Below are 14522 nucleotides of genomic sequence, written 5' to 3'. Positions count from 1 at the left end.
CCGGTAACCGCAGCAGTGGTATCTGCATCATTGCCTAAGTTCACAGCGGTTAATACCGCCTTTTCATAACTATCAGTATTCATAAAACACCACATACTGGCTTTTAGAGTGTTTATTACATATCCGAAAGAAGGAATGGTGTCAATATTGTACTGTGCAATATCTTCTTTCAACAGGGGATCAAACAGGCTTATTTCACTGGCTACAATGCCCTGTTGCGTAATGAACGCATGCACCTCTGGTGCTGTTTGTACATAAGCAGCATATTTATCCATGCCATTAAGCAAACGCCGGGAAAATTCAAGGTAATAAAAGCAGGCAATTACAGAGCGTATATGACCGTGCGTCATAGAGGACACCTCTTTGATAATAGCATACCGGTTTTCTATATTCATGTCCCTGATATAGAAAAGCAAAGGCATTATGCGCATCAGGGAACCATTTCCATTATGCTCTGGTTCAAAATCACCTGCCAGATCTGGACGGGTATCTCTTTCCAATCGGTCAATAGCCCTTCTTGTGGTCATTCCAATATCAAATACTTCTCCACGGGCAGTCCAATAACCTCTCCGGTACCATGCAATAAATTTGCGGCCCACATCCTTTAGGTCATAGCCGTTCACCAACGATTCTGCCAAACAAAAAGTTAACGAACTATCATCAGAAAAAGTACCGGGAGGCTGATCATGGCTTTTGTATCCTTCATAATCAATAACCGGCTTAAGTTTTAATATTTCCCTGTCTTCAAATTCTGCCGGTACCCCCAAAGCGTCTCCAATGGCTACACCGAATAAAGCAGCGTGAATTATATTTTTTTTCATTTGCGTAATTACACGCTGGTGAAGTTACAAAAAGGAATGCATTATAACCCATACCTCACCTCATACGCTTTCCCCTTCTCCACCTTTATCTCATACACCCCACTCCCCTTTGCAATTATCTCCGCTCCCGCACAAACAGGCTTGCTTTTACTTTTAAAACGCAGTGTACCCGTGCCAGTACCGGATTGCACTTTGATCTGTTTAGTGCTGCAATACACTTTAATATCACCATCAGGTGTAGGTACCGTACCCTCCATCCATTGCAGGCCGCCCAAAGCAGGTTCCATGATCCAGCTTTTATATGCCGGCGCTGTAGGCCGCACACCTAAATAATATTTACCCAGCAAATAAATAGGGCTGGCGCCCCAGGCATGGCATAGGCTGCGCCCGAATGGCCGGCCATACATGGCATAATGTTCTGCGCCTTTTTCTTTGGGATCATACTTTTCCCAGAAAGAGGTAGCGCCCAGCTTAAGCATACCGCCCCAGTAGTCCTTCATTTCCTTTAGCACATAGTTCTGCTCGCCCATGGCGCACAAGGCTTCCAGCTCATAAAAACGCATATATGGCGTGGTGATCTGCTGCACACCCTCATTCAGCAGCACATGCTGCTTTACACCCTGCTTCTGCGCTTCATTGAGGTAATCAAAAAAGATAGAGAACATGTTGCTGTAACGTGTTACATAATTGGTAGGGGTACCATTTATGCGGCTATGCACCAGCGCCTGTTTGCCGGCATCCCAGTAGTAGGCAAACAGTTTGGTACGCAGGTCGGCCGCCAGCTGTTTGTACTGCGCAGCGCCGGTATTATCCTTTACAAGATCTGCACACAGGGCCATGGTTTCCAGGCTGCGGCAAAATAACAGCTGCTCAAAGCTCACTTCTCCCTGTTTGCTTAACCCATCTGCCCAGTCAATAAATACCCAGTCGCCGGGCAGGCCTTCCAGCATACCATCTTTATTACGGCGTTGCAAACAAAACTCTATGAGGCTTTGCATGCGTGGGTAAAACTGCTGTATAAAAGTTTCATCACCGGTATACAGGTAATAATCATAAATACCCAGAAACCAGTAAAAGGTATAATCCATGATGGTATTTATATGGCTGCTCACCGGGTCTTTACCGCGCAGGGCCAGCAGGGTGCGCGATACCGTAGGTGCGTCAAAGAACAGGTAATAGTTCATCAGAAAGCTCTGGTATGCATCGCCGGACCAGATCCAGCGGTCGCGCTTAATACCGTCAATAAAAAACTCACGGGTATTTAAGTGCAGCGTGTAGGCGGCCACGTTCCAGATCTGGTTCACCTGCTCATCGGAACAGCGGAAGCTGCCCCGGTCAGCTACCGGTAAATACTCGTACAACATGGATACGGAATCTATCTTCACATCTCCTTCATACTGTATATTCACAAAACGGAATGCCTTGGAAAGCGGCATGGTGGAATCTTTAGCAGCCGCCTGCTGCACATCCAGCTGGTCCAGCGTTTCACAGGTAGCAGTGGCCAGTGCTTCTTCCTGTGATTCCCCGTAATAAATAGCCACTTTACCATTTCCCTTTAAGCCATGCAGCTGTATAAATCCAAATGTTTCCTTACCAAAATCCACCAGCATAGATTGCGTGCTGCGCGTGGTTTTTACAGGCGATTGCGGCTGTACATTCAGCTTGAACTGAGAGGGCGGCATTAAGGGGTCATGAAAGTTCCAGGAACCGGCCTGCAGCCATTTAGTGCCTGACTGGGAGGATACCATGCCCGTGGCATCAATCCATTCCTTATCCTCGTAGGTTACCTTCCAGGTGGAATCGGAAACCACGGTTTTGCCCTGTACAAAAATGGCAGGCACCTGGTTCTGGTTGTATACTTTTATATTCAGCCGGTGTTCTCCCGCCGGTATGGTCACCTTTTGCGGACGGCCCGGCAGCATTTTGCTATCCAGCTTTACGTTATACGATCCTTCTGCATACAGGGTTACTTCTTCCGGGGCAGCAAGATTAAATACTTTGTGAAAATCCATCAGCACATAATGACTGTCCATACGCCAGAAAGGGGGCAGAAAAGCGCCGCGTTCCGTACGCCGGTTCTGCATTTTATTGCCCAGCCATATTTCAAAATCGCCGGGGTACCAGATCCAGGTAGCCTTTGACTGCGCATACAGAATATCTGTCCCAAAGACACTTATTAATAAAAGAACAGCAATGGAAAGTTTTTTCATAACAGGAATTATCAATACCACAATATACAAACAAATAGGTAGTATACTATAGTATAGTTCATTTTGCCTGCATATGCCGGTAAATAAGGGCAGAAACATTGGCCATGGCCTGTACGCCGGCCTTAACATCGGGGAGCTGTTTGGAGAGCAGCACCAGCACATACTTACGGCCATCAGGCAAAAACACAATACCTGCATCATGGCGCACGCCGCTGATCTCACCGGTTTTATGGGCTACTTTTACATCCGGCGGCAGAAGGGCTGGGATCACATCATTAAAATGCTGATCCAGTAATATTTTGATCATAGTCCCGCAAGCGGGAGCATCTACGGCCTTATTCGTTGCTATTTTTTCAAATAGCAGCATCAGGTCATAAGCGGTGGTAGTGTTATTCAATCCTTTTTCAAAGGCCTTCTCATCTTCCACACCCCGTAGCACCTGGATATGCGCAGCACCCAGGGCGCGCATGGTTTGGGTTACATTTTTAGCATCCACCATTTCAATGATAAGATTGGTAGCCAGGTTGCTGCTCATGATGATCATCTCATACATTAATGCAGATAAGGTTTTGCGTGTGCCCAGCTGCTGGTACAGCTCCTGCTGGCTGTCGTCTTCCGGGTTTAAATGATAAACGCTGCTATCCACAATACTTTTAAATTCATTCTTCACCAATACGGAATCCGATAACGCAAACCGCCCCGCAGCCGCCTGTTTAAATACTTCTATCATTACCGGCACTTTCATGGTGCTGGCTGCATGAAAAGTCTCCTGCGCATTGATCAGCAGCTCAGTGCCGGTTTGCAGGTCTTTAAAAGCCACGGCAAACACACCGGGGTATTTAGCCAGCGTATCCTTTACTTGTTGTTCCAGCTGTGCAGATGCGGAAAAATAAGTCATCATTAAAAATATAAATAATCCTAAACGGCAGATCATATCATTAAAATACGGCAAAGCTGCCATATTTAGGCACATGCTTTGAGGCTACCCTTAAAAAGAGCAGTATGTAACTACAGCCCGCTACTGATGAGCTGTGGCGCCGTATAGCTTTCAGGCTTGCTGTAAGCATCTGCTCATTAAAAATATTTTTATGGCCACTGCATCCAAAGCCAGGGTAAGCCCTGCCAAACGTAAACCGGTTAAACGTAAACCTGCAAAAAAAGCAACTGCCACGGAAAAGGTGCCTGCCACCCGTAAAAAAAAGGAAGCGCTCAAAGACCTTTCCGTTACCTACGACCAGTTCAAGGAATTTGAAGGACAGCGGTATACCGGCATGAAGGTGGGTAAAAGCCACAAATGGTATTACGATAAAGGGGAATGGCATGAAACCAAGATCACGCCGGACCTTTGGGAAATATCCTACGCTGTTACCAAACGCCGCGCAGGTAAAGCGCCGGAAGGCAGCGGGGTGCCGGTAGGCACCGCTTACCACTGGTATATATTTGCACATCAGAATGTACGAAAGCTGAATGCAGATGATTATACTACCTCCATGAGCGGGCTTAAGCTAAAGCTGGCGCATAAACGTTTCGACAGTGAAAAGTGGAGCGTGAGCGCCAAAACCCAACGCAAACATTTAGTGGAATTCTTACAGGAGCTGATCGCACAGCTGGAGCAGGAGCCTATTCCCGTGGCCTTTAACTACAATGGAAAAGATTATAAAGGAGAAGCCATTCCCATTACGCAAACCTGTTTGAACGGGGTATGCACCAAGCTGGATGTAACCCTGAACGATGAGCAGATAGGCATTGTGCGCTACCTGAAAAGCGGCTGGAAAACAGACAGCAATACCGACAAGAAATTTATAAAAGCCATTGGGAATGAAATCTTAAATTGGTACAATAAAAAATAAACCGCCATGCCTGAATTACCAGACCTGCAGGTGTTTAGCCGCAACCTGGAAAAAACATTAGCAGGAAAAACCTTACAGAAGGTTACGGTGCACAACGCTAAAAAGCTGAATGTATCTGCCGCAGCCCTGCAAAAAACATTGAAGGATCAGAAGCTGAAAAAAGTGCACCGCGTAGGTAAAGAGCTGCATTTTGATTTTGACAGCGGTGATGTGCTGGCCTTACATTTAATGCTGCGCGGGCAGCTGCATTTATTTGAAAAGAAGAATACCCATAAACATACCATTATTGAGCTGCTGTTTGATGATGACACCGGGCTGGCCATGACAGACGGCTTTGGACAAGCCACCCCTACCCTGAACCCCGAAGAGCGGGAGGCCATTGATGCGCTGTCACCCAAAATGACAGCTGCCTTTTTGAAAGAACAGCTTTCCAAAACAAAAGGCAATATCAAAAACCTGCTGCTGGACCAGCACATTATTCGCGGTATTGGTAATGCTTATGCCGATGAAATTTTGTGGGATGCCGGCATTTCCCCTTTTTCCAGCAGCCAGAAAATTCCGGAGCCCAAAATAAAAGCGCTGGCTAAATCCATTAAAGATGTGCTGCACAAAGCAGAAAAAGAGATCCTGAAAACACACCCGGATATTATCAGCGGGGAAGTACGTGATTTCATGGATATTCATAACCCTAAAAAAACACATAGTCCTTCCGGCGCCACCATTCAGCACAAAGCAGTGGGCGGCCGTAAAACCTACTACACGGAAGAGCAGGAATTATTTGATTAACATTAGCGGACAGGCCTTGTCCGTTTCCGGACAAAGCACCTGGCACTCATATCGCTTATCCATTGAAAATGAGCAGAATGCGTATTTGGCATAAAGACTGTGCCTTGTATGCAACTCATTCTACCCGACATGCAAAATCACTCGCTTAAAATTGCCTGGCGTAATCTCTGGAAAGACCGTTTTTATTCCATTATCAATGTTACAGGGCTGGCCGTAGCCATGACCGCTTTCCTGCTCATTATAAACTATGTACGCTTTGAAAATAGTTACGAGAACTTTTATACCAAAGCAGATAATATTTACCGTGTAACGCTGGACCTGTATAAAGATGGCGCCTACGTGGTAACGGATTGTGAAACCCACCCGCCCATGGCCCCTGCAGTAAAAAAACAGCTGCCGGAAGTAAAGGATTTTGTGCGGGTACAGCGGGTAGGACAAAGTGAAATAACCAACGCACAGCACCAGGCTTTTTTGGTAGATAAAATATATGCGGCCGATGCCTCTTTCTTTTCCATTTTCAATTGCCAATTCATACAGGGCGATCCTTCCACGGCGCTGAAAGGCGCTATGGATGCGGTGATCACCCAAAGCACGGCCACCAGGATCTTCGGGAACCAAAACCCCATTGGACAAACATTAAACTTTGGATCGGATGTAGTTACTGTAACAGGAGTAATAAAAGATGTGCCCGAAAACACCCACCTGAAATATAATATCCTGCTTTCTCTCAACTTTGTGTCAAAGCAGGGTTTTGACCTGAACGGCTGGAACGCCAATAATAATTTCACTTACCTGGAAATGGCCCCGCATACCAGCCTGGCAGCCTTTAACGAAAAGCTGAAAGCCTTTTCCAAAGAACGTTTAAAGGATAAGATCTATAAAGCAGAACCGATCAGGGACATACACCTGCATTCCCGTAAAACCTATGAACCCGAAGTGAACGGCGATGCCAAAACCGTACAATTCCTGTTAGTAGTGGCTTTCCTGATATTGCTGATAGGCACCATCAACTATGTGAACCTTACTACCGCCCGTGCTGCAGAACGCCTCAAAGAAGCCAGCATAAAAAAAATACTGGGCGCCAACCGCTGGACGCTGGTAAAGCAGTTCTTTACAGAATCCCTGCTTATTAATATCATGGCATTTGTATTGGCGCTGCTGCTCATACAATTGTGTGTGCCCATGTATGCCAATATTGTTGGCAAAGGGGCTACAACAGGTCTTTTTACCACTAACTATTTCTGGATCATCTGCGCAGCCCTGTTCCTGCTGAACGGGCTGTTATCGGGTTTATATCCTTCTATAGCCTTATCATCCGTAAAAGCAGTAAGTGCGCTGAACCGCAGCTTTACCAATGCGCTGGATGGCGGCGCATTAAGAAAAACACTGGTGGTGGGGCAGTTCACCATTGCCTCTGTAGTGTTGGTAGCCTCTATTATTGTGTATAAGCAATTATACTTTATGCGCAGCCAGGACCTGGGTGTAAACCTGGACCAGCTAATGATTATAAAAGCGCCTGCGCTGGTAAATGACAGCACCAGCAACCTGGCATTTAAAGATGAGCTGCAGCAGCTGGCCGGCGTAAGCAGGGTGGCCATGGGCGGCGCCATGCCGGGTATGGATATCAGCGACATTTCCTCTACCAGCGGCGTAACGCGGGTAGGTGCAGATCAAAAGTCCAGCTATAACTATTACGTCTATGGTATAGATGCTGATTTTGTGCCGGCTATGGATATTAAAATGGCTGCCGGCCGCAATTTTATAGCCGGCTCGTCCAATAAAGACGAGGTGCTGGTTAACGAAGAAACCGTACGCCTGCTGGGCTTTGCATCACCGGAAGCAGCCGTTGGCAGCAAAATAAACTTCTGGGGCGGGCAGCCTGTAATTGCAGGCGTAATGAAGAACTATCACCAGCGTTCTTTGAAAGAAGCGCTGTTACCCATGGTGCATATGTATGAGCCGCGGTACACCAATTATTTTGCTGTGAAAATGAATGCCCGCGACATACGCCATACTGTGAGTATAGTAGAAAAGAAATGGCAGGCCTATTTTAAAGATCACCCCTTTAACTACTTTTTCCTGGACGATATGTTTAACCAGCAATACCTGGCAGATACGCGTTTAGGCCAGATCGTCACCATCTTTTCCGTCTTCACCATTTTCATCACCTGCCTGGGTTTGCTGGGGCTCACTGCCTACAGCGTAAGCCGCCGTACCAGGGAAATAGGCATCCGCAAAGTGCTGGGCGCCAGCGTAACCGGTATTATACATTTATTGACGCGGGATTTCATTCGCCTGGTAGTAATAGCCGTTGTAATAGCTACACCCATTGCCTGGTGGGCCATGAACCAATGGCTGGATGATTTTGCCTACCGTATTGCCGTACCCTGGTGGGCCTTTGCCATAGCCGGTTTGCTGATGATGGTGGTAGCGGTGTTCACCATCAGCTTCCAGTCAATGAAAGCAGCCTTAATGAATCCTATAAAGAGTTTAAGAAGCGAATAGATTTAATTACGAATTAGTCAATTACGAATTACGAATTGAGTATTACACAAGAAAATGTGCTGCGCTTTAAGTAATTAACAAAAGCTTTAAACATAAAAAGAAGTCCTGCGCTTTAAACGCAGGACTTCTACTATGATCTACTCAATTCGTAATTCGTAATTACTGCTGGTCCCACCACACACGGTCAGTAAGCTTGGCGCTCTGCTGCGGTTGGGGGTTAGAGATCACCTCAACCTGCGGATATAACAGGCGGCGCGGCACCTCTGAAGAGCCATTCAGCACTTTCTTTATTACGGGGAACCCGGTCCTTCTCCAATCCGTAAAATTCTCTACAGATAAAAAGTTAGCAGTGGCCTTTTCTTCCATAATACGCTGCAGTGCATTGGCAGCAGTGAGCGTGCCACGTGCAGCCATATAGGTGCTTATAGCGCCGCTGGTTACGCCCAGCTTTGTCATGTGCGACAGTATGGCCTGCTGATAAATAGGCTGCGCCGCTGCAAAACCTGATTTAATGAGGGTTGCTTCCGCTTTCAGGAACAGGGCCTCTGAATAGTTCACGACATAGTTGAATGCATTAGCTCCCTGGTAAAAATCGCTGGGGCGGGAGTAGGCTTCCAGGCTGCCCGGCGCCGATCCTATCTGCCGGCCGGTATATAAACCGGTTTCTTTTGCAGGTTTTACCATATAGGTCAGCCGGGGATCGTTACGCGCTTTTAAGGTATCCACAAAACCGGAGGCCAGTATAAAGGTGGATCCTGGTAAAAAGGTCTGGAACCAGATATTTTCCTGCCCTTCAATACCCTGGTAAGGGAACTTCAGGTCATCGTCATTGGCAGCCATACCTTTGTCCAGCGCCTGTAACGCAAGATCTGCCTGGGTAGCGGCATTATAACCAGGCGCCTTGGTAAGATGCATGTAAAAGCGCGCTTTTAATGTATAGGCCAGCTTTTGCCACTTAGCCATATCTCCTTTGTACAGGTAATCATCATCCCCGGGTAATACAACGCCTTGTTTGGCAATGTCCGCAATGGCATCATCCAGCAGCTGCTGAATGCCTTTATAAATATCTTCCTGTTTGTCATACACAGGTGTATAGTTACCTGCGCCGGCCAGTGCCTGGGTGTAAGGAATGTCCCCCCACAGGTCAGTACCTTGTCCCCAGCAGAATGCTTCCAGTATTTTAGCAATAGCTGCATAATTCGTATTCCCGTTTAAGGTAGCCACAGAATCCAGCCGCGCCAGATTATTCAGGCAGGTGGCATATAGAACGGTCCAGTCGCCGTTCATATCCGATTGCACCATGAAGTAGGTGCCGGAATTGGGTACGGGCTGGTTCAGCGCCATGGTTTGCACGTACTCCTGTATAATGGTGGATACATTGCCGGCGTATAATGACTGTGTAACCACCAGCTCCGCAGGCGCCAGTATCAGCGGTTCCTGTACGGAGGAAGGGCGGTTGGGATCCTTGTTCACATCAATGAATTTCTTACAGCCACCCGCCAAAAGGCAACCCGCTATTGCAATGATATATATTACTTTGTTCATGACAGTTCAATTAAGTTTTTAGAAACTTACTTTCAAGGTAAAGTTCACAGAACGTGAGGTGGGCGTAGAGAATGAATACATACCCTGCGACCCGCTGGAAGAGCCAAAGGAGCTTACTTCCGGATCACCGCCGGTAAAGTGCGGACTATAGATCCACAGGTTACGCCCGGTTACAATGAACGAAGCTGATCTTACAAAGCTGTTCGGGAAAAGCGATTTGCCAAAATCATAGCTCAGGCTAATGGTACGCAGCTTTACATAAGTACCATCCTGTATTATAGATTCTGTTACCGCGTTTAAACGGCGCCAGTAATCCTGCCCCGTCACCACGGTCGTGTTGGGCTTGTTGTCCGATACATTGATGCCTGGCACTACCCGGTCTGCACGGTCTTCTGTTGCTTTGGGCGTGCCGTAAAAGTACCCATAGCCGTCTACGTTATTCTGTATATCGCCGCCCTTTTTCATGTCAAACAAAAAACTCAGACTAAACTGTTTGTACCGGAAGGTGTTGGAGATGCCCCCCATCCAGTCAGGGTTAATATCCCCTATAACACCGGTGGAATCAGAGAAGGGCAAACCGGCATCATCTATCAGCAGCTGCCCGCCGGCGGTTCTTTTAAACATGGTGCCTACAATGGCGCCGTAAGGCTGGCCTACAATAATGCTGGTAAAACCATTCCCTATCTGCGACTGGCCATTGTAAATAGCTAATACTTTATTACGGATGCGGGTGAAATTGATCGTCATATCCCAGCTGAAATCCTTGCTTTGTACCGGTTTGGCATTCAGCAGTATTTCAAGCCCTTTGTTCTGCATTTGTGCAGAGTTTACGGTAGTGCCGGCATAGCCGGTAGAGGGTGCAATGGGCACACCGGGAATAATACCGTCTTTTGTTTTACGTACAAAGTAAGAGGCTTCCAGTCCTAAACGGTTGTGGAAAAAGTTGGTTTCCAAACCTACTTCAACCTCATTCAGGCGTTCATTCTTCAGGTTAGGGTTGCCCAGCGTCTGGCTCAGCAAATAACCGGTTTGGCCCTGGAAGGGGAAAGCGTAGTTGGTGAAAATAATACCGGCTACCCCGGCAGCATCGCCACTGCCCTGCGGCAGCTGGTAAGGCGTATTTAACTGGTACGGCCGTACGTTATCATTACCCACGGTTGCATAAGACAAACGTATCTTACCAAAGTTCATTACATCTGTTACAGCAGGTGATAACAGCTCAGAGAATACAAAGCTGCCGGCTACAGAACCGTAAGGATAAAAGCTCTTATCCCGTGATAATACAGAGCTACCGTCATAACGGCCGGTCAGGGACAGTATGAACATCCGCTTCCAGTCCACATTAGCCTGCGCGTAAAAACCTACTTTGCGGCTCTGGTAATGTGTTTCATTATAGGTGATGGCAGATGCCTGGCCAATGTTATCAAAATCATCGATATTCAAACCCGTACCCTTTGCATACTCTGTTTGGTTATAAGCGGAGTATACGTTATTACCCAGCAGCAGGTTCAGGTTAAAGCTACCCACATCTTTAGTTGCATTTACAATAAAGTCGTGGTTAAACTGGCGGTAGTTTAAATTCTGCTCAATAATACGGCCGGGAGGGTTTGCTGCAGAGCCCCTGGATTCGCGGTACTTATCCTGTTCAGAATAAATATCTGCACCCATTCTTTCAGTGATGGTTAACCAGTTGGTAGGTGTATAGTGCAGCGTTATAACCGGTATAAAACGGTTCACAGTTGCTTTGTTATAGATATTATCCAGCACCCAGTAAGGATTGTTCCTTGAATAACGGAACACGCGCTGGGTACCATCTGCATTCTCGTAGGGCAGCGGGTTCCAGGAGATGGGCGCTGTAAGCACCGTCCAGATGGGCGCTTCCAGGATATAACCTTCCGGCAGACGGTCGTTCTGGGAGCTGGAATAGTTCAGCTGGAAAGTGCTGGTCAGGTTGTTTAATATTTTGGTATTGTATTTTGCAAACAGCGCATGCCGGTCATAATCCGTTTTAGGAGTGGTACCTGTCTGTTTCAAATAAGAGTAGGACACGAAGTAGTCTGACAGGCCGTTGCCGCCATTCACACTCACCGTGCTATTGCTGGTAATGCCTGTTTTAAAGAAGTCTTTCAACTGGTTATACTTCTTTAACTTTTGCCCGTTCACCGTTAAAGTATCCATTAACGGCCCCCAGGAGCTGCTGGTCTTTTTATCCTCACCATTAAAATATTCGTATTGTTTGGTAACGGTATTGTATTCACCCTGAGCATATTTATCCTGCACTTCCGGCAGCCAGGGGGTTTCAAAAGAAACATCCTGCGAAAAAGTTACCGAAGGTTTTTTAGTAACCCCGGTACCGCTTTTGGTAGTGATCATAATAACGCCCCTTGCACCGGCCGAGCCATACAACGCCGTAGCCGCGGCGCCTTTCAGCACGCTGATGTTTTCAATAATAGCCGGGTCAATATCCGCCAAGCGGTTGGTACCCGGGCCGGAATTAAGGTTGCCTGTTTCATCATTATTCACCGGCACCCCGTCCACAATGATCAGTGCCTGGTTCTCCCCGTAAAAGGAGGTAGCGCCGCGTATCACAATACGGGATGAGCTGCCCGGCGTACCGGAAGAGCTGGTGATCTGCACTCCGGCTACTTTGCCGGATAGTGCATTTACAATGTTGGGCTCCTTGGCTTCTACCAGCGTAGCGCCTTTTACTTCCTGTGTGCTGTAAGTAAGCGCACGTTTTTCGCGCTTAACGCCCAAAGCAGTTACTACTACTTCATTCAGCTCTTTCTTGTTTTCAGTAAGCGTAATGGTGATAGTGGTTTGATTGGCTACATTCACCCGGGCCGGATCAAAGCCAATGGCAGTTACTTCCAGTACAGCGTTAGCTTCCACGCTGAGCTCAAAAGTGCCATCGGCGCCTACAGTGGTGCCTTTACTGCTGTGCTGGATCTTAATGGTGGCGCCAATTACAGGGTTCCCGGCTTGATCGGTTACTTTACCTTTAAGCGGAACAGATTGTGCATAGACGCGCATTCCCACACAGCATACGATTGCTATTATGAATAGCAGATACGGCTTAGGATTCATGACGACTTAGATTTTAGTTTTGGTTCACAGTTGTTTCATTGTTCTTTCATTGTTCGGGGAAACCAGCTTTTGCTGCTTGTTGGCAGGCAGCAACGTACCATCATCATCCAATGGATAAAGCACTCAACATGTATGCGGCATTAATATAAAAAGAATTATAGATAATTTCCCCCCTTCATACTGTAGTGCCATAAAATTATCTATTGCCCCAATAAATGCCTTTATTGATCTTTACCTAAGATGCCCATATCTTAACCAGTTTTTTCCCGATGCGTTAAAATCAGGTAAAATTCCGGTTAATATGTGTTCATTAAGCAACGGTAAGCACAGAGAGCTGCAGCCAGTAGCGCATCATATCCAGCTGGGTGGTGGTGACTTTTGTTTTGTCGTAAGCGAGGTACAGCGTGTTCCCGGTAGTGGCAATGCCCGGCCATAGCTCTTTCAGCCGTCCCTGCGCCAGCAGGTCTTTTACCAGGTAATCAGCAACAATGGAAACGCCCTCCCCATGCACCAGGGAGCTGATAATGGCATCAAAATCGGGAATAATAAATTGTGGTTTTACGGAAGGTCTTTTGCGGAAGTTCTCTAACCAGAAGCGGCGAATGATCATCAGGTCACTGCTGTAGGCAAACCAGTTTTGCATAAGCAGCCATTCCTCTGCCTTATCCAGCTCGCCATTATCAATATGCTGCTCAAACTCCATGGTATTTAACCCCGTGTTAGCTACCAGCAAAAATTTTTCATGCATGGCCGGTTCATATATAATATTAGGCAGGTCCAGCTGTTTGGTGGAAATTAAAAAATGCAGCTCCCCTTTGGTAAGGCGGGGCACCAGGTCTTTGGTAACGCCAAATTCCGCTACAATAGGCGCCGGCAGCTGGCTTACATGGGGGGCCAGCATAGCGGTAAAAAATTCTTTGGGCGCGCCAATGCTGGTTAATGGCAGCCGCTTGCTTAAACAATCATGCCGGAAATGCGTTTCTACATTTTCCAGCTTCTCCACCGCTTCAATGATCTGGGTGTAGAACAGCTTGCCGTAATCAGTTGGCACCATTTTACGGGGCTTACGTTCAAATAGCAGCTGGCCTATGTAACTTTCCAGGGAGGAAAGATGCTGGCTCACATTAGGCTGGGAGATCAGCAGCTCCTGTGCAGCACCCGTTAAGGTGCCGGTTTGGTAAATAGCTTTAAAGGTGCGGTACCACTCAAAGTTGATCATGCGGCAAAGCTATAAATAAATTTATACCAACCCATAAATCAAACTATTTTATTTATAGGAAATTCATGCGGACCTTTACACCCGGAAATTGATAATAAACTTTATAAAACATTAATAAAATGGACTTACAGTTAAAAGGCAAAACAGCCTTCGTGAGCGGTTCCACACAGGGCATTGGTTTTGCCATTGCCAAACAGCTGCTGCAGGAAGGCGCCACCGTTACTATTAACGGCAGATCACAACAGAAAGTAGATGAAGCAGTAGCAAAGCTGAACCAGCAGGTGCCCGGGGCCAAAGCAGCCGGTATAGCCGCTGATTTTTCCAAAGCCGCTGAAGTAGATCAGCTGATCGCTAAGCTGGGCGCAGTAGACATACTTATTAACAACGCCGGCATTTTTGAGCCCAAACCCTTTACAGAAATTACCGATGCAGAATGGCTGCGCTTTTTTGAGGTGAATGTATTAAGCGGTGTACGCCTGTCACGCGCGCTGTTCCCCAA

10 protein-coding genes are annotated in these 14522 nt (G+C 47.0%); 4 read left to right on the top strand and 6 right to left on the bottom strand.

All coding sequences use genetic code 11. The features are described 5' to 3' along the window. The 3 genes from VIM87_RS25505 to VIM87_RS25495 form a co-directional block, all read right to left on the bottom strand. Positions 1 to 821 (bottom strand): ADP-ribosylglycohydrolase family protein (locus VIM87_RS25505; RefSeq protein WP_331999723.1); only part of this gene is annotated, 821 nt, incomplete at its 3' end. Between the two features lie 41 nt (positions 822 to 862). Then, on the bottom strand, positions 863 to 3031 hold the full coding sequence (locus VIM87_RS25500) for an alpha-L-rhamnosidase C-terminal domain-containing protein (protein ID WP_331999722.1): 2169 nt from the start codon (positions 3029 to 3031) through the stop codon (positions 863 to 865). Positions 3032 to 3089: 58 nt separating this feature from the next. Continuing rightward, on the bottom strand, positions 3090 to 3932 hold the full coding sequence (locus VIM87_RS25495; protein ID WP_331999721.1) for a serine hydrolase: 843 nt from the start codon (positions 3930 to 3932) through the stop codon (positions 3090 to 3092). Positions 3933 to 4119: 187 nt separating this feature from the next. On the opposite strand from VIM87_RS25495, the gene VIM87_RS25490 reads away from it, so the two are divergent. The 3 genes from VIM87_RS25490 to VIM87_RS25480 all read left to right on the top strand — a co-directional run bounded on the left by VIM87_RS25490 (position 4120) and on the right by VIM87_RS25480 (position 8172). Further along, the gene (locus VIM87_RS25490; protein WP_331999720.1) at positions 4120 to 4881 is read left to right on the top strand and encodes a hypothetical protein; all 762 of its coding nucleotides are present in this window, start codon (positions 4120 to 4122) and stop codon (positions 4879 to 4881) included. Positions 4882 to 4887: 6 nt separating this feature from the next. After that, positions 4888 to 5667, top strand: coding sequence for an Fpg/Nei family DNA glycosylase (locus VIM87_RS25485; RefSeq protein WP_331999719.1), 780 nt, complete (start codon positions 4888 to 4890; stop codon positions 5665 to 5667). A 108-nt stretch (positions 5668 to 5775) separates the two neighbouring features. After that, positions 5776 to 8172: an ABC transporter permease gene (locus VIM87_RS25480; protein ID WP_331999718.1), complete on the top strand. Its 2397-nt coding sequence runs from the start codon at positions 5776 to 5778 to the stop codon at positions 8170 to 8172. Positions 8173 to 8331: 159 nt separating this feature from the next. Here the strand turns inward: VIM87_RS25480 and VIM87_RS25475 are convergent, their stop codons facing one another. The 3 genes from VIM87_RS25475 to VIM87_RS25465 form a co-directional block, all read right to left on the bottom strand. Continuing rightward, a complete protein-coding gene (locus VIM87_RS25475; RefSeq protein WP_331999717.1) occupies positions 8332 to 9717 on the bottom strand; it encodes a SusD/RagB family nutrient-binding outer membrane lipoprotein in 1386 nt (461 codons plus the stop codon). Positions 9718 to 9735: 18 nt separating this feature from the next. After that, entirely contained in the window at positions 9736 to 12804 is a 3069-nt protein-coding gene (locus VIM87_RS25470; RefSeq protein ID WP_331999716.1) for a SusC/RagA family TonB-linked outer membrane protein, read from the bottom strand. 310 nt (positions 12805 to 13114) lie between these two features. After that, the gene (locus tag VIM87_RS25465; protein ID WP_331999715.1) at positions 13115 to 14023 is read right to left on the bottom strand and encodes a LysR family transcriptional regulator; all 909 of its coding nucleotides are present in this window, start codon (positions 14021 to 14023) and stop codon (positions 13115 to 13117) included. Between the two features lie 119 nt (positions 14024 to 14142). Between VIM87_RS25465 and VIM87_RS25460 the strand changes: the two genes are divergently transcribed. Next, positions 14143 to 14522 (top strand): SDR family NAD(P)-dependent oxidoreductase (locus VIM87_RS25460; RefSeq protein ID WP_331999714.1); only part of this gene is annotated, 380 nt, incomplete at its 3' end.

It is taken from the genome of Chitinophaga sp., assembly GCF_036569125.1.
GTDB lineage: Bacteria > Bacteroidota > Bacteroidia > Chitinophagales > Chitinophagaceae > Chitinophaga.
This window is presented reverse-complemented; position numbering and strand designations above follow the sequence as displayed.

Excerpts from the sequence above, each read along its gene's own strand:
- VIM87_RS25465 (WP_331999715.1), bottom strand. The coding sequence starts at position 14,023 with ATGATCAACTTTGAGTGGTACCGCACCTTTAAAGCTATTTACCAAACC.
- VIM87_RS25490 (WP_331999720.1), top strand. The coding sequence starts at position 4,120 with ATGGCCACTGCATCCAAAGCCAGGGTAAGCCCTGCCAAACGTAAACCG.
- VIM87_RS25475 (WP_331999717.1), bottom strand. The coding sequence starts at position 9,717 with ATGAACAAAGTAATATATATCATTGCAATAGCGGGTTGCCTTTTGGCG.
- VIM87_RS25470 (WP_331999716.1), bottom strand. The coding sequence starts at position 12,804 with ATGAATCCTAAGCCGTATCTGCTATTCATAATAGCAATCGTATGCTGT.
- VIM87_RS25500 (WP_331999722.1), bottom strand. The coding sequence starts at position 3,031 with ATGAAAAAACTTTCCATTGCTGTTCTTTTATTAATAAGTGTCTTTGGG.
- VIM87_RS25485 (WP_331999719.1), top strand. The coding sequence starts at position 4,888 with ATGCCTGAATTACCAGACCTGCAGGTGTTTAGCCGCAACCTGGAAAAA.
- VIM87_RS25480 (WP_331999718.1), top strand. The coding sequence starts at position 5,776 with ATGCAACTCATTCTACCCGACATGCAAAATCACTCGCTTAAAATTGCC.
- VIM87_RS25495 (WP_331999721.1), bottom strand. The coding sequence starts at position 3,932 with ATGATGACTTATTTTTCCGCATCTGCACAGCTGGAACAACAAGTAAAG.